The organism is Paenibacillus sp. FSL W8-0187, assembly GCF_037969755.1.
In the GTDB taxonomy this organism is placed as follows: Bacteria; Bacillota; Bacilli; order Paenibacillales; family Paenibacillaceae; genus Paenibacillus_AQ.
The window spans coordinates 3,101,334-3,117,346 of sequence record NZ_CP150206.1 but is presented as its reverse complement, the minus strand read 5'-3'; the positions used below and the strand labels follow the sequence as shown (position 1 = coordinate 3,117,346).

The following is a 16,013-nucleotide window of genomic DNA, read 5'->3' as shown; positions in this document are numbered from 1 at the left end:
TCTGCCTGAGGTCATCTTCCCCCCGAAAACCCTCGGGTAGACCAAGGAGCATCAGCAACGCCGTGTAGATATGGTGTTATCTGCTCCCTCCCAGAGTTCATCAAAAACAGCTGATCGTTAAGAGTAGTTACAGTATGTCCACAATTACTTTCGTGTGAGGTAGATAATTCACAGTAATTGTTAGATCCTCAAATGAATCAAGCGGTACTAGAGAATAATAGAATTCTCCATCAATATAAGCATAGTATGGGTAACCCCATGACTTACCTGACATTTCAACAGTGACATTGTTAGTTAAATGACCTGTCACTTCGGCATAGTTACCTGTAAGCACAGCAGGTAGGTCTAACCAAGTCGGAACTGCAACATAGAAACAGAAGATAGGTATGCCAATAAATAGAGCAAACATGAAAACATAAGATAATCCAACCCCGAAAACATGTTTAACCTTTCCGAAAAACGTCCGTTTGATAACCTTTTTGATACTTTTTTTTCGTAGATTTATTTTTCGAGTTTTCCAAGTTCTCCATACAATTTTGTAGAGGAAAATCCACAAAATAAAACTTCCGAGTGAGGTGAATAACAATAAACTTAGCCAGTACACGACCACTTCATTTCCATCCTTTCTAAGGTTAAGCTCAACCATCAGTAGCCGCTGTCTGGACTGACCAGTGATGCTAATTTCTGAAATACCCTTTACTAAAAAATAATATATCTTTTCCACGATATGCTATACTTCTATTATTGCCATCGCATACTAGCGATGCTTGTTTATATTCTTTAGGAAATCCTTGCACTGGATTACCGTCTCATTTTGGGTTCTTACGATTAACTAAAAACACATTTATCATAACTATATTAGCTTCCCAATTAATATTGTTCAATTAAAAGTGAAATCTCTTTTCCGCTCATCCCATTGCACCTCACCGATAAAAAAAGAGCCTCACACAAGTTATATAAACTCATGTGAAGCCTCTCTTCTACTTCATATTTCCTACGACTTTCACTCTCAGTCTCGTCGCATTTCCCGGATGATAAGCCAGCGGGGTTTCTTCCACTTCCACGAGTTCCACCGTAGCCGGATCAGCGCCAGCCAGCACCGCCTGCTTCACAGCTTTTTCTTGCGCATCTCTTAATGATTCCTCACGGGGCTCTGTAGAATAGATGTAAATTTGCTCATATTGTCCGCTGATTTGGGCAATACACGCGCCAATGGCGTTAGCCACGCCCCCGTTCTCAGGCTTGATCATATGGGATACTCCGCGAATGGTGTCCGGGATCACGACACTGCCGCCGCCTACCAAAACAAGCTCAACATCTCCCGACGATGTCTTCATTTTATCAATGGCCTGCTCAATGATGGTTGCAATTTCAGCTTGCACATTTTTAGCGAAGTCTTCATCCAGATGCGCTACCAAGCTCTTATCCCCGACATCCGCGAGACCCAGCCGAACGGCAATGTCTGTTGTAGTCAGCGTATGCCCGCCAAAGACCAGCGCTTCCTGTCCAATCTTGTATCCTACGCTGTCGGGGCCAACCGTAATTTTGCCGTTCTCCGAGCGCACAATGCTTCCGCCGCCCAACCCAACGGAGATAATATCCGGCATGCGGAAATTCGTGCGGATATCGCCAACCTCGACCGCAACTGAGGATTCTCTCGGGAAGCCGTCCTGCAAAACCCCGATGTCCGATGTCGTCCCGCCTACGTCGAGAACCATCGTATCTTTGATCTTCGCCAAATAAGAGGCACCGCGTATGCTGTTTGTTGGCCCGCATGCAATGGTTAGGATCGGAAATTGTTTAGCGAAATCTATCGACATTAAGGTACCGTCATTCTGGCATAAAAACACCGCTGCGTCTGTGATGCCTTCTTCTTCTAACGCCTGCACAAATCCTTGGGTCGTCGTTTCAATAACCTTACACAAGGCTGCATTGAGTATGGTCGCATTTTCCCGTTCGATTAAACCGACAGAACCGATCAGGGAAGAGCAGGAAACAGGGAATCCCGCTCCATACACTTGATGGATGAGATCGCGAACCTGGAGCTCCTGATCATTTTTAATGGATGAAAACACCCCTATGACTGCGATGGACTCGACACTGCTCCGCCACTCCTCTAAAAGGGCTGTAATTTCAGCTTCATCGACTTCTCCAAGCACTTGGCCGTCATATTCATATCCGCCATGAACGAGAGCATATTTACCCGACAGCTTCTGAACCATATCTTCAGGCCAAGACGTGTACGGAGCAACGGAAGCCGTTGCCGGGTAACCCAGACGAATGACGCCGACTTGGGCCAGCTTTTTGCGCTCAACAATGGCATTCGTGCACTGTGTTGTACCTAACATAGCATGCGTTATTTGGGTTTTATCAATTTTCGATTCCTGCAGTAAATTCCGGAGCGAGGTTTCAATACCCGCTTTAATATCCAGACTTGTTGGTGATTTCACCGCATGAATCAAATGATAATTCTCATCCAAAATGATGGCATCCGTATTGGTGCCGCCTACATCGATCCCGATTCTATACATTCTCAACCACCGCCTTTTTCACCAAATCCTCAATAGGAACATAATCGTAATCATACCCGAAGTATCTTGGTCCTGCCGTCTGGATCCCTTTTTCCGTTCTCCACTTTTCATGTGCAGGCAGTCCGACCACCCGTACGCGCTTCCCATATTTCAGGCTCTCCGTGGTCACTGGCAACAAGGTTTCGTAATCGACCAGACAGATTAAATCCGGGGTGATCGCAGCGACTTGACCGTTCTTTTCGGCAACCAGGTTTTCATTTTGAAAATGAACTTTCATCTCTCCGCCTTTAAACGCTTCGATTCCTTCGAGATGCATTCGTCCAAGATTAAATCCGCCCTTGGTTTCCCGGATGACATCCACGATTTTACCTTGGAAAAGTTCATAGCCGGACACAAGGTTCAGGAGTTCTTGAAGCTTATCGCCCGCATCCCGATTCTTCGATGTAATGATTTCTCCAATCTGTTCGGAGAGGGTCACAATATGATGAACGCCGCTTTGCTTTAATTGAGCACCCGTTGCCGGGTACAGGCTTACCAGAGCACTTGCGCCCATTTCAACCGTGGCCACTCTGGCGAGCCGTTCCGTCCATTTATTATCAATGGTCTCAAAGATGCCGATGTTCCCTTTTTCATCCGAAATCGCCATTGGTGTCGCCGGAATGCCGTCCAGGTTAAACGTCACCATTTGAAGCTCCGGGAACGCTCGCCCCATACCGTCACAGTCGATCAGAGGCAAGCCCAGCTGCGCCGCAACGACGATGGGAATCATGGAATTGACGCCTCCTGCTTCCATCGGAAACGTGCCGGCGATCTGATCTTTTCCCAAGTAATTCGCTAATTTTTGGAACACCTTAACAAACTCGTCCCCTTTAGGGAATTTCTCCACTAATACGGAAGGCGCCCCCATCATCGCGGCCGGAATGAAAAAGTCCTCATCCTTAATCTCATCGACTGAGCATAGTTTTACAGGTCCAAACTTCTCAATGGCCGAGAGAGCCATCAATTTTCCGATGTAAGGGTCTCCCCCTCCGCCGGTTCCCAGAAATGCTGCGCCGACGGCGATGTTTTCAACAGCTGCTTTATCTAAATATCTCATTCATTATTCCTCCAATATAACTGTCTTCTGAGCCGATAAACGATAGCCTGCATAATACACGACAAAAGAAATGACAATCCCGATCAACGGCTGATTCGGTACCTGCGGCAAGCTTGGGAACAAGGATAACACAACAGGGGTACTAGCAATAACCGCGCCCAATAGCCAGGAAACGACGCCCAGTGTATTCACGCCTTCAACCTCATACCAGCGGCTCTTATCCCCTTTGCCAAGAGCCCAGTAAGATGCGATCATCACGCCTGCAACCGGCGGAATCATGGCCGACAGGATGGACATGATCGGAGTAAAATAGTTCAGTATACCGACGACGGCCAATACGGTCCCAATGGTTCCCGCGATGCCGACGGCCCACTTTTCTTTTTCCTTCGATACGTTGAACACGTTAATTAAAGCAAAACCGCCTGAAATAGCGTTCACGAGGTTCGTCTTCCACGTAGCCAGGATCAGAACCACACCGCCAACAAACGGAGTCGTGATGCTCAAAAAGGTTGCTGTAATATCGCTGGCTTGGTAAGCAATCGTCAGGACAGCTCCTGCACCGATCATCAGCAAGCCTGCCGGAACAATCCCGAATAGAGCGGCTTTCAGGACATCGGACCGTTTTCTTGAAAATTGCGAATAATCTCCCGCGATGACTGCACCCAGGGCAAACGAACCCAGCGTTATCGCCAGCCCATCCGTAAAGGTCATAGCTCCCTCAGGCTTATAATTCTGAATGATCTGCAGGGAGTCACCGGTCAATGCTTCGATAAGACCAAATATGCTGATTCCCACCAATAAAGGAACGGCAATATAGCTGATGACGCGCAGCACTTTAACGCCATAGATCGCCGAGACCACCATCACAAGACCGCAGATAAGAGAAGCCAGCGGAACCGGGACACTCATTCCACCTACGGCTAACAAATTGGCCAAGGCCGCGCCGCACACATTCGCCTGAATTCCGAACCATCCAAGGCACGCAATGGCGAGGATGATCGAAAGAATCGCCCGAGACCCTTTTTTGCCAAACACCTGACCTGCAACCTGAACCGTCGGCCTTCCTAAATCCGTGCTTTGAATACCCTGCAAAATCATGAGCAGCACAATAATGGAATAACCTGCTAACGTGACAAGCAATGCCTTCGATAGTCCCATGCCTGCAATAAGCGCATTCCCTACCAACAAACTCGGGATGCTGATTACCGCGCCAGCCCAGATGATCCCGAGACTGAACCAGGATTGATGCTCTTTAACGGCTTTCATATGATCCCCCCAATCCTGTTCGTTCGAATATTGTTTTCTTATTGTAAAAGATGAAGTAGGTCAGCGTCTTTTTCAGAAAACAAAAAAAAATCCGATGTTTTTGTCTTATTGGACAAAACATCGGAACTTTTTAGTTATGGATGAGACGGTAGACCATGCAGGCGGTATAAACATCGTACGATTCCGAATTGATGGTCACATCATATCCTATGAGCTCGCAAATTTTTTTAATGCGATATTTCACCGTATTTTTGTGGACGAACAACAGCTTGCTGCAGTCATCCATATTCCCCTTCGCATCCAGAAGAAAAGTCATCAGGGTTTTCAATGCGTCTGCGTCGTCCATAATTGGCTCCATGACGGACAAGCATTCTTCAGTGATCTCTTCCCCTTGTTTGCTGAGGTCTATGGCCCGTTTCATGGAACGGACTTCAGCCGCGGTGTATAGTTTGCGGTTATGATAGATACGGTGAACCTCTTTTGAGACTCCGTTTACGAGCTGGTACATTCGGCGTACGTCCTGTGTGTTCCGCATTCTAGGAGAATATACGATGCTTGATATGTCAGCCATGAGACTCGTGGTTTCGATATATTCCGCTGCGATCTCAAACTCATTGTATTTATATGAACAATTCCCTAGCAAAACGACAACGCAGTGATCGATCGTTTGAATGACCGCGGTTTTATAATATTGCGAGAGATGCGCTTTTAAGTCTTCCCTTATCCTTCTTTCCTCCGACAAATCCCGAATGTAAACGAGCCACATCATTTGGATGGCGGAAACGTCAATATAGAGCAAACTGGCCAATCTGCGCATTTTTTCGCTTTCATCATTCACGATGGCTTTAACCAAAGCGTATTCGCTGACCTCGTTATGCTTATCTCCCCACAAATTGATGGCCACCTGCACCACCTCGCTGATTTGGTCCATCGTCTTCGGAGGCAGCTTCGTATTCTCTTTAATGAGAAACAGGTAGAGGACCTCCCCGTTTTTTTGATGAACACGTTTGTATTCAACAAAGCAAGACGAATCCAGCTCTCCTTCTCCCATTCTGCCGTTCAAAATGGAAGGCGCCATGGACCGGATTATATTCGCAACATCGAGCGATGAATTGCGCGGCCACATGACACGATTGATGATATCCAGGTTGCTGTTTGTCAGAACGATGTTCGCTTTCATCCGGTCCGACAGCAGTTTAAGGGTAATTTCCACGCTCCGCAAATGTTCCGGCAGCAGCGAGACCTTTTCCAGTGATTCATTCACGAAATGCTCATTCACATTCTGATTGCTTACGATTGCCTCCATGACTTCATAAATGACTTCGTTATACCTAAGCGAGTAATCGTTTCTCGGCATGCAAATGATAATAAAATTCAGAGATTCGGCCAGCTCGAGCACTTCATCGGCTATATCTGGCATGATAATGCCAACATAGTACAAAATCAATCCCACTTCACCAAGGTCATGCAAATATTGAACCGTTTTGCATTGCTGCTCCACACTGTCCTTAATGGAATAAAAAGAGCTAATGACCAGCTCTTCGGCATACCACTCTTCTTGAACGGTTTGAATAATTTGCGAGAAGAAATTGACATCCGCCACCTCTAAAACAGATAAGGAGGACACGGTCTGATGAAGCCTGCTTGTTCCAGTGATCACCTGAGCTCCTCTAAATGAAGGCAGCTGCAGTAAATCTTTAACGGTTACCCCAATTCAACCACCACTTTTTTGTTCGATTCAAGCTGCTCGCATAACGAAGCAGCCTAAGATAGGCTTCATTAATATTAGTATAACCCTCATTATGATAAGCAACCAAGTATGTTCCTTTGCCAACTATGAAATTTTTTGCATACTCAGCCTGGCCCATTAAGATGCTGAGTCAAAAATCGACTCGTACAAATATTCATCCCCTGTTAAGGATTTCTTATAACGCACCCGCATTCACGATGCGTCCCGGTCTTAGATAGCATTTATCTTAGGCCGGGCCGAGTCGTGTAGCGTCTGAATCATAACCTTCATTAAACTAAGTCTCCATATATCTTCTTAGTCGAATTTATATAACCAACTATATAAAATGAACTAAAGTTTAACCTTGCTTCTCCTTGATTCCATCTGGAATACAGCGAAGTGCTTTCCTTTCTTTAGTTCAATTTATATATCAGCGTTTTTTCACAGGGAGTCTTAGCACCGTTGGCCGCGATGCGGTTAGTCAGTGCGGATATCGTCCGCCTGATCCAATTTCTCCAAAATTCCTCGGGAGGATCAAAGGGCGTAAGCCCCAAAGCGTCAATTAATTGTTATGCGATGTCTTATGCCTCTGCGACTTATCTTAACTTAACATTTATACAAAAAAATCATTCTGCTCTATCTTTAGGATATCCATGTTTAGCCCTGTAATGTTTTCTTTCCTCGGTAAAATCCCACCATTGCTTTTCACTGCTATTTTTAATAGCGTAATGTACTATTAATCTAAATTGATCCTCAACACAAGGGTCAATCTTTTCCCCATATAATTCCTCTAAATCCTCAAATAATCTAGCACCATTTTTATCTCTTAATTCATCCAAAGAATAATAACCTAACATTAATAAATCCTTTGCAAATTTTGGTCCGATCGAAGGTACATTTTGAAATTCCGATAATGCCTTAATTTCCTTCGCTCTATTTTCTGGAACTTTCAGAATAGAACACAATTCGTTAAGTGTTATATTATGAATTTCGCTTATGAGTATTTTATTTCTCCTCAGCTCTTTTCTCTCAGAGATAGTCAAATCAAGCTTTGGAATCTTGTTCTTTTTCATTCTCTCACCCCTGGCGTATAAAGTGTTTTAGCCCTTGCAATGTTCATACCCCAATTTAGCTGGTTGGGCTTCGAGCCTGAATCACCGTGCCAACCTGTGGAGAGCATCTGTTTTGGGTCCTAGTGTTCTAAGGATGTCATATGAATCAACCTGTTCTAAGTATCGATATTGCGAAAGGGAAGAGTGTTGCCGCTGCTTTCTCATCTTACGGTAGTCTAGTAAAAAAGCCTTTTTCATTCTCTCATTCTCCGGATGATATTTCAGCTCTTCTTCCTTTGCTTGGGCAGCTTGAAAAACCTACAACTCAGCGCCCAGATTCCCCCAATTATCATGAAAAGATACTTCCCATTTATTCAGATCTTCGAACACTTTCTTCGTTGGATGATTCCAATGATCTAAATCAACTATTTCTTTTGTTGCTTTATTGACTATAGTCTAATCAGACTATATAATGTTTTTAGTCTAATTAGACCATGATAATGATGTAATGGAGTGAAGACTAAATGATACAGTCATTTTTAATGTTGGGTCAGTCGAATATGGCGGGCCGTGGATTTTTGCATGATGTTGATCCTATCTATAATGAAAAAATAAAAATGCTGCGCAATGGACAGTGGCAGATGATGACTGAGCCGATTAATTACGACCGTCCGGTTTCCGGTGTAGGCCTAGCGGCGTCTTTTGCCGATACCTGGTCGAAAGCCAATCCCGATGAAGAAATTGGTTTGATTCCTTGTGCGGAAGGTGGCAGTTCCTTGGATGACTGGCATCCGGAAGGCGTCCTTTTTCAACATGCTTTGTCCGAAGCCCGCTTCGCCCTGCGGTCCAGTCAAATCTGCGGAATCCTTTGGCACCAGGGTGAGAGCGACAGTCATCGTTCGCTGCATGAAACTTATTACGAGAAATTAACCCTTATCATCGAGACTCTAAGAAACGAATTGAATCTTGATGAGGCGCCGTTGATCATTGGCGGACTTGGTGATTTCCTTGGGAAGACCGGTTTCGGACAGCATGCGACAGAATATCAACAGGTCAATGAGCAATTACAGCGCTTCGCCAATAAACAGAAAAATTGTTATTTTGTAACAGCAGCAGGTTTGACAGCGAATCCTGATGGCATTCATTTAGACGCGGTTTCGCAACGCAAATTCGGCTACCGCTATTTCCATGCTTTTTTGAAAGAGTGTGATGTCCTGGAACCCATCCCGGGGGAGGAGCAATCACTAAAAGTGGAGCGCGACTATTCGAAAACAGAACAGATTTATCTTCATAGCATGGATTTGGCTTCGGGTAAAATCACGTACGCGGAATTCGAGGCGCAGATGGTGAAGGTGATGCAGCCTTGATCCCCTTACTCATCCTTGGCTTGCTCATCCAAAACCCCGGCGCTCACGGCTACGAACTATTGGCCTTAATGGAAAAACGCCATTACAACTACATTGTAAACTTCACGAAAGGCTCGTTTTATTACAATCTGCAGCAACTTGAAGAAAAAGGTTGGATTGAACAGATTCGGCAGGATCCTTCAGCCAGTGGGCGCGAAACTCGGAACTTTAAAATCACCGAATCGGGAATGGCTGAATTCGAAAAATTAATGGTCAAATACGGCACCAAATCGGAATATGTGAACCTGCAATTTTATGGGGCGCTACTCTTTGCCGATGAATACGACAAAAACAAATTGTTGGAACTGATCCAATCGCAAATCGACCAGACTAAAACCCGAATCGCTTTCCTTGATGAATACCTGTCCAGCACACAAGAACTTCCCGGCACAATTAATTACTACCGTCGAATGAACGAAAATTCCCGTTCCCATCACCTGGTTAACTTAGAGTGGTTTGAACAATTGAAAGCAGAAATAGAGGGACCTGTTGCATAATAAAAAAGAAAGCTAATCACTTTCTTTTTATTTTGCAACGTATTCTGCCTTGTAAACTCGTCGGGAAGGGGATTTTAATTAAAAAAGCCACTCTTCATAGATATTCTGTTTATTATTTTGATTACAAGATGTGCAAGATAAGATTTGTATGAACATGATAAAGATTTTAGAAAATTTGATCACTGATATTTTTCTCTTTCTCTGTCGGTTATTTCACCTAACGTTGTTGTGTTCCTGAACCCGAGAGACTTAAAGGAGCGTATGCGACTGGGTGGCTTTGCCACTTAGTCTCGCAGGGTTATCTGCCTGAATTCAATTCTACGAAAATCATCGGGCGGACCGAGCGGTGTAGGCCGTGATGCAGGAAAACGGTGTTATAAGATGGTTGGGCCTTCTTAGAATTACTTTAGAATATGTCCTTATATGTTTGGTAGATAGTAATTGTAAGAAATGTATTTGTTGTTGGTTATTATTTCCACGATATAGACCATTTCTGGTTTCCCATGTTGCTTTAATAATTTCTTTATTCAATCCTATTACTTCATTAGAAACCATCACATCATGTATATCCCAATATTGAATTTCTATGATTTCCTGATAATCTTTCTTGAGAATACCTGATTTATACATGACCTCGAATACTACATACTAACTCGACTGTAACCCCTCTTTACGCTCCTGTGTTCCTGAACGTACACAAACCAATCTTACGATTTCAGTTTCTACGGAAATGCCTCACCGAATTACATCAAGCTACTGCCGGACCGAGGGACGACAGAGTCGTCCCGATACGTGAATATAATTTTAGGTGATGTTCCCTGCATCCTGTACTAATCTAAAGAGCTCTTAACCTGTGCCGTTGTATATATTCCATTTTGAAAGATTAAACCATTTAATTGCATTCCATATGCGCATCCACCATCTATTCCTATCTTGTCCTCACCGAACCATATATCGGGTACTCCATGTATATCAATTGTCCTGGTATGCCCAAAAATAACCTTCTTGTTTATTTCAAAATTTGATCTAATGAATTCGTCCTTTATATACATAAAATCCCGTTCAGGTTGCGTCTTCCAATCCGTATAGTTTGGATTCAATCCAGCATGAACATAAATGTGGTTATTGTCTTCATGGTATAGAGGCAAGCTACCTAAAAAATCAAGATGATGCTTAAAATGAGTTCTAATATTTTCTATCGCCTTATTCAATTGCTCTTCATTGATTTCAGTATTTATATCACAATAACTTTGTATAGTTTGAATGCCACCGTGTTCCATGAATTTGTACCTAACAATACTACTTTCGGTATAAATTAGATCAAACAATCGTTGGTCATGATTTCCACGTAATGCAATTACATTATGATTCCCCATCAGATCAATAACTCTTTCAACTACCTCTTTACTGTTTGGCCCTTTATCAACATAATCACCCAGCAAAATAAGTTGATCATTATTCGGATCGTAATAGATTTGAGATAACAATTGATTTAATTGATTTATGCAGCCATGAATATCACTGATCATTATAGTTCGCTTCATAGAATCTCCTGTAATTAAAATGGTTTTGGGGGCTTTCATATAACGTTATTGTATTCACGACGTCCCACCACCTTAAGCCCGAAGGGCGGCCGCGATGCGGTTAGGTGGTGCGGATGTGTCCGGCTGAATATGCCTTCAGTAAATGCCTTTTATAAACCGTCACCTACTTATTTGTTACCGAGTTGTTCCGCCAAACCGATTAGAAGTCCTTCGATTCCTCGAATGTAGCAGAGCCGATACGAGTCCTCGTACTGAACCACTTCGCCAACGAGCTGCGCACCATACTTAGTGAGTCTGGATACCATTTCGTCAATGTCTTGAACTGTAAACATAACGCGTAGATAACCGAGGGAGTTAACAGGAGCAGTCCGGTGATCTGATATAGTAGGCGGGGTGAGAAATCTCGAAAGTTCAAGTCGGCTGTGCCCATCTGGGGTAACCATCATAGCAATCTCTACGCACTGAGAACCTAGTCCGGTTACGCGACCAGCCCATTCACCTTCGACAGTGGCTCGCCCTTCGAGGTTCAAGCCAATCTCCTCGAAGAAAGAGATCGCGTCATCAAGGGATTCTACAACGATGCCGACATTGTCCATTCTTAGTAATTTGTTTTTTATCATAGTTTTATCTCCTCGTGTACATATTTACTATCTGATCATCTTCAATATTTTTCAAGGAATAATTCTTTAATTCTAAAACAAATGCTTTGTAACAATTCATAGTATTGAAAAATGTGAAATTGGGTTCTCGGGTATGTCATATAACGTTCTCGTATTCCTAACGTTCAAGCGGCTTAAGTGACCAAAGGGAACGGGTCGTTAGACTTACTCTGGCTCCGATCGCATTAGTAAATACTCTTTGAACTTCTCAAATATCAGTTCTTTTTTTGGCAAGATTCCTTCTTGTACGAGATGAGTAGAACCTTTTTCTTCTCGTGTGATGTTTCCTCGACTTCTTCGATTAGCTAATACGAATTCACCCATTTCCTTCGTAGGAGAAAATATACGAATTCGCTTTATGTTCCCATATATATTATTAGACGAAGAGAGGGCTAATCCTCCATCTCCGGCAGGTTGCTTCTCATGAGTCGGTCCAGAGGGCTTGAATACGTTGGAGCTGTTTAAGGCCAACATGTGTGTAAATCTCGGTTGTCTTCAGGCTTGAGTGGCCGAGGAGTTCCTGAATCTCCTTATTATTGTTTGTAATTCTTCCTCTTGGCTTCATTAAATAATACTTAGTAATGCAAGTGTCAGGATTGGAATTCTCCTTGAGTTTGAGTCACATTATTGAAAACCTATTTTTCGTAATTAAGGTTTACAATTGTATCAAATCCACAAACTATCGTTCCATCTGCCTTGCGAGCCTCATTATTATGCAGAACGCATTGGTACGCAAAAAAGGCAGCTTCTGCTTTACACATCGCTGCCTTTTTGCTTATTAACTTTTTTCCAACGGACCTATCGATCGTTATCTACATAAAAATTGCGGTCGCCGATTTGGATATACTGCGAAATCGGCTTTCCATCTTTTCCGGGTTGGACGAAGAATACGAACCGCTCCGTTTTGCCGTCCACAAATTTGAGCGTAATCGTATTTCCGGAAATGCTGTATGTTCCCGCGCCGCTTACGCCCCACACCCTTACGTTTAATCAAATTCAGCCTCCCATTTCTGCCTTTGGTCCGTCCTAACATCCCCAGAGTTCCGCATCGCTGGAGCTTAATTCATACAAATGATGTTCAACCTTTTATACCGCTAAATGTAATGCCGCTAATAAACGTCTTTTGAAGAAAAAAGAACAAAACAATAATAGGTAATGTCATCAAGGTGGATACGGCCATTAATAGACCCCATTCGGATCCCTTTTGACTCTGAAATTGCTGCAATCCAAGCGAAACCGTGTAAGATGGTTCATTGGTTAAATAGAGCAAGGGGCCCATGAAATCAGTCCAGCTCCCCATAAATTGAAACAATGCCACGGCTAAAACGGCGGATTTGGCTAGTGGAAACATGATCTGTAAATATATGCGGAACTCACTAGCGCCGTCTAAGCGGGCCGCTTCGCGCAGGGCATCAGGCAGTCCCATGAAAAACTGTCTCAATAGAAAAATGTAAATTGGCACTCCAAAAAATTGGGGTACAATCAGTGGAAGAGATGTTCCTACCCAACCTAATTTAGTAAACAACAGGAATAGAGGAATCATCGTCACCTGTCCAGGAATCATCATAACAGCGAGGGTAACAAAGAAAAGTATGCCTCTCCCACGGTACTCTAACTTGGCAAAACTATATGCAACCAAGGGACAGGATATGATCACACCAAGCGTACTAACGATTGTTATAATCGCCGTGTTTTTCAGATATGTCCAGAAAGGGATATACTCAACGGCACGGGAATAATTACTCCACAGAATTGGATGCGGAATCCACTCTGGTGGGAATGTAAAGACTTGTGTGAGTGGTTTAAGAGAAGTTGAAAGCAGCCAAATGAACGGAATAATGAAAAATGCAGAAGCAACAATTAGACATAAATAGGCTAACGCACGATTGATTCTTTTGATGGCGATAGGATTCATCCCGTACTTCCTCCTCCTTATTTCCCTTGATAATGAACCCAGCGTTTAGATGTAATAAAAATAATTCCGGTTAATACCATAACTATAATAAATAAGATCCAGGCCATTGCGGAGGCATAACCCATTTTGAAATACCTGAATCCGTTCTCATATAAATACATGACGTAAAAAGTCATGGAATTTGCAGGAGTTCCTTGCCCTTTGGTCAACGTATAGGGAAGAGTGAACTGTTGGAATGCACCGATCATTCCCATGACCAGGTTGTAGAAAATAACGGGAGTGAGCAAAGGCAGGGTTACCTTTCTCGTTTTCTGAAACCAGTTAGCTCCATCGATTTGCGCCGCTTCATAGTACTCATCAGGGATGTCTCCTAATCCAGCAAGGTAGATGACGACGGCTTGCCCAATACCCCAAAGCGACATCAAGATGAGTGAAGGCTTGGACCAAGCTTCACCACCAAGCCAAGGAGGCCCATCGATACCGAAATGCGCTAACATCCCATTTACCAATCCGAAGTTTGGATGTAACAGCCACATCCACAGAACAGCCAAAGCCACTTGTGGCACAAGTGTAGGTAGGAAAAAGATCGTTCTGAATACAGCCATCCCTTTGACCTTCATATTCAGCATCATAGCGAGTGCCACACCAATAAATATACTTAATGGAACAAAAAATACGGTAAAATAAATCGTGTTGTATATGGATTTCCAAAACAAAGGATCATGGAAAAGATCTCTATAATTATTCATTCCGACAAATTCACCAGGCTGCAGAATGCTATACGTGGTGAAGCTGAAGTAGATGGACATCAGCATCGGAATTGCATAAAAGCAAAGCAGTCCTATAGCCCAAGGTGAAGCAAACAGCCACCCAATCACGTTAGTTCTGCGGAGCGCGCGCTGTTTCCTTGCCGATGGAATTGCATTTACATGAACTGAATCGGCCAGTTTCGCCATGTACATCCTCCTTCCAATTGTCAATCAACAATAGGCAAGGAGAGAGATCCTCTCCCCGCCCATCAAGCATCTTATTTATCGTATTTCTCTAAAGCCTTATTAACAGTCTCTGTTACTCTATCAAGATTCTCTTTCGGAGTACCGTTACCGCGGGTAGCCTTTTCCGTTGCGGAAGCTAACTCATTCCACAGCAGTTGTCCTTCAGGAATAACTGGGCGGTTATGTGAATTGGGTAGAATATTGATAAATTCTTTCATTATCGGATCGTCCTTGTAACCATATTTGTCGTTAACCGAATCGATCACGGAAATTTGAGAGTCAGCGTTTAATAACGTTTGCCCCTCTTCTTTCCCTAAGAATTCGAGGAATTTCCAAGCAGCAGCGACGTTCTTGGCGCCTTTAGGGATAATAGCGGACCCGCCTCCCGACCATGTCGTAAAATTAGTACCTGTTGGGGTCGGTATTGGTGCAACACCGTAATTTAGATCCGGCTTAAATTTTTCGATACCCTTCACCGTAAAGTTTCCACTTATCTTCATGCTGATTTGACCGGAAATGAACGGATCCATTTCCTCCGAGCCAGCTGCGCTTGTGAATCCGGCAATATCCTCGACATTGTATTTTTTGCCGAAGTCGGTCATCCATTGCAGCGCTTCAACGACTTTAGGATCATTTGCGGTAATTTTGCCGGTGGCAGCGTCCTGGAATTCTCCTCCAAACGCCCATCCCCAAGTATACAGCCAGCCTTGCGAATACCATGGGATGAACCCGATCCGTTTGAAACGTTTACCTTCCTTGATGGTCAACTTTTCGGCGGCCGCTTCAAGCTCGGCGATTGTTTGTGGTGGTTTGTTGGGATCCAGCCCTACTTCTTTGAAATGATCCTTATTGTAAAATAGCAGGCGAGAGTCCGTATCCATCGGCATTGCATAAAGCTTTCCTTGATAACTGGACTCCTCCCAAGCAAATGGATAATACATTTCCTTACGAATTCCGGATTCTGCTGCCATCGAGGATAGGTCAGTCAGAGAACCTTGCGCAGCCCAAGTACCGACCTTAAACCGGTCGAAAAGTGCAACGTCAGGAGGATTGCCGCCTGCGACTGCAGTCAGCAGCTTCTGATCGGATCCCTCACTGGATTCTGTATAAACCAATTTCATTTTGATGGTAGGGTTTTTCTCCTCAAATGCCTTCACGACTTTATTCATATTATCTAAATCAATTGAGGTAAGACCATGCCACATCGTAACGGTTGTAATCCCCTCTCCCACCTGATCGCTTGAGCCTCCCTTCGTGGAGCAAGCGGTTACAATTAATAACATAGCCAGAAAGTAAACAAGAATTGGAAATGCGAATTTTTTG

General features: G+C 43.7%; 14 protein-coding genes. 3 read left to right on the top strand and 11 right to left on the bottom strand.

Annotation, left to right across the window (positions count from 1 at the left end; genetic code table 11):
* Positions 1–127 precede the first annotated feature (127 nt).
* The 6 genes from MKY48_RS14125 to MKY48_RS14100 form a co-directional block, all read right to left on the bottom strand.
* Positions 128–724 carry a hypothetical protein gene (locus MKY48_RS14125; RefSeq protein ID WP_339293245.1) on the bottom strand — a complete coding sequence of 199 codons (597 nt, stop codon included), beginning with the start codon at positions 722–724 and terminating at the stop codon, positions 128–130.
* A gap of 256 nt (positions 725–980) precedes the next feature.
* On the bottom strand, positions 981–2,531 hold the full coding sequence (locus MKY48_RS14120; protein WP_339293244.1) for a hydantoinase/oxoprolinase family protein: 1,551 nt from the start codon (positions 2,529–2,531) through the stop codon (positions 981–983).
* Entirely contained in the window at positions 2,524–3,627 is a 1,104-nt protein-coding gene (locus MKY48_RS14115; RefSeq protein ID WP_339293243.1) for a DUF917 domain-containing protein, read from the bottom strand. The genes MKY48_RS14120 and MKY48_RS14115 overlap by 8 nt, the downstream gene beginning before the upstream one ends.
* Before the next feature lie 3 nt (positions 3,628–3,630).
* Positions 3,631–4,893: a cytosine permease gene (locus tag MKY48_RS14110; RefSeq protein ID WP_339293242.1), complete on the bottom strand. Its 1,263-nt coding sequence runs from the start codon at positions 4,891–4,893 to the stop codon at positions 3,631–3,633.
* A gap of 130 nt (positions 4,894–5,023) precedes the next feature.
* Positions 5,024–6,553: a PucR family transcriptional regulator gene (locus tag MKY48_RS14105; RefSeq protein WP_339293241.1), complete on the bottom strand. Its 1,530-nt coding sequence runs from the start codon at positions 6,551–6,553 to the stop codon at positions 5,024–5,026.
* 695 nt (positions 6,554–7,248) lie between these two features.
* Complete coding sequence (locus MKY48_RS14100; RefSeq protein WP_339293240.1) at positions 7,249–7,695, bottom strand: helix-hairpin-helix domain-containing protein; 447 nt, start codon at positions 7,693–7,695, stop codon at positions 7,249–7,251.
* 140 nt (positions 7,696–7,835) lie between these two features.
* On the opposite strand from MKY48_RS14100, the gene MKY48_RS14095 reads away from it, so the two are divergent.
* From MKY48_RS14095 to MKY48_RS14085, 3 genes are all read left to right on the top strand, one after another.
* Entirely contained in the window at positions 7,836–8,123 is a 288-nt protein-coding gene (locus tag MKY48_RS14095; RefSeq protein ID WP_339293239.1) for a hypothetical protein, read from the top strand.
* 75 nt (positions 8,124–8,198) lie between these two features.
* Positions 8,199–9,041 (top strand): sialate O-acetylesterase, encoded by an 843-nt coding sequence (locus MKY48_RS14090; protein ID WP_339293238.1) that lies wholly within the window; start codon positions 8,199–8,201, stop codon positions 9,039–9,041.
* A complete protein-coding gene (locus MKY48_RS14085) occupies positions 9,038–9,577 on the top strand; it encodes a helix-turn-helix transcriptional regulator (protein WP_339293237.1) in 540 nt (179 codons plus the stop codon). Before MKY48_RS14090 ends, MKY48_RS14085 begins: the two co-directional genes overlap by 4 nt.
* Before the next feature lie 830 nt (positions 9,578–10,407).
* Here MKY48_RS14085 and MKY48_RS14080 read toward each other — a convergent pair.
* The 5 genes from MKY48_RS14080 to MKY48_RS14060 form a co-directional block, all read right to left on the bottom strand.
* A complete protein-coding gene (locus MKY48_RS14080; RefSeq protein ID WP_339293236.1) occupies positions 10,408–11,121 on the bottom strand; it encodes a metallophosphoesterase family protein in 714 nt (237 codons plus the stop codon).
* A gap of 167 nt (positions 11,122–11,288) precedes the next feature.
* Positions 11,289–11,741, bottom strand: a complete 453-nt coding sequence (locus tag MKY48_RS14075) for a VOC family protein (RefSeq protein ID WP_213644862.1) — start codon at positions 11,739–11,741, stop codon at positions 11,289–11,291.
* A 1,117-nt stretch (positions 11,742–12,858) separates the two neighbouring features.
* The gene (locus tag MKY48_RS14070) at positions 12,859–13,695 is read right to left on the bottom strand and encodes a carbohydrate ABC transporter permease (RefSeq protein WP_076326400.1); all 837 of its coding nucleotides are present in this window, start codon (positions 13,693–13,695) and stop codon (positions 12,859–12,861) included.
* A 17-nt stretch (positions 13,696–13,712) separates the two neighbouring features.
* Positions 13,713–14,651 (bottom strand): sugar ABC transporter permease, encoded by a 939-nt coding sequence (locus tag MKY48_RS14065; RefSeq protein WP_339293235.1) that lies wholly within the window; start codon positions 14,649–14,651, stop codon positions 13,713–13,715.
* A gap of 71 nt (positions 14,652–14,722) precedes the next feature.
* The gene (locus MKY48_RS14060) at positions 14,723–15,895 is read right to left on the bottom strand and encodes an ABC transporter substrate-binding protein (RefSeq protein ID WP_251035983.1); all 1,173 of its coding nucleotides are present in this window, start codon (positions 15,893–15,895) and stop codon (positions 14,723–14,725) included.
* Positions 15,896–16,013 lie beyond the last annotated feature (118 nt).

Coding starts and splice junctions, on each gene's coding strand:
- MKY48_RS14090 (WP_339293238.1), top strand. CDS start 8,199: ATGATACAGTCATTTTTAATGTTGGGTCAGTCGAATATGGCGGGCCGT.
- MKY48_RS14115 (WP_339293243.1), bottom strand. CDS start 3,627: ATGAGATATTTAGATAAAGCAGCTGTTGAAAACATCGCCGTCGGCGCA.
- MKY48_RS14100 (WP_339293240.1), bottom strand. CDS start 7,695: ATGAAAAAGAACAAGATTCCAAAGCTTGATTTGACTATCTCTGAGAGA.
- MKY48_RS14060 (WP_251035983.1), bottom strand. CDS start 15,895: ATGTGGCATGGTCTTACCTCAATTGATTTAGATAATATGAATAAAGTC.
- MKY48_RS14065 (WP_339293235.1), bottom strand. CDS start 14,651: ATGGCGAAACTGGCCGATTCAGTTCATGTAAATGCAATTCCATCGGCA.
- MKY48_RS14110 (WP_339293242.1), bottom strand. CDS start 4,893: ATGAAAGCCGTTAAAGAGCATCAATCCTGGTTCAGTCTCGGGATCATC.
- MKY48_RS14075 (WP_213644862.1), bottom strand. CDS start 11,741: ATGATAAAAAACAAATTACTAAGAATGGACAATGTCGGCATCGTTGTA.
- MKY48_RS14080 (WP_339293236.1), bottom strand. CDS start 11,121: ATGAAGCGAACTATAATGATCAGTGATATTCATGGCTGCATAAATCAA.
- MKY48_RS14120 (WP_339293244.1), bottom strand. CDS start 2,531: ATGTATAGAATCGGGATCGATGTAGGCGGCACCAATACGGATGCCATC.
- MKY48_RS14070 (WP_076326400.1), bottom strand. CDS start 13,695: ATGAATCCTATCGCCATCAAAAGAATCAATCGTGCGTTAGCCTATTTA.
- MKY48_RS14095 (WP_339293239.1), top strand. CDS start 7,836: ATGAATCAACCTGTTCTAAGTATCGATATTGCGAAAGGGAAGAGTGTT.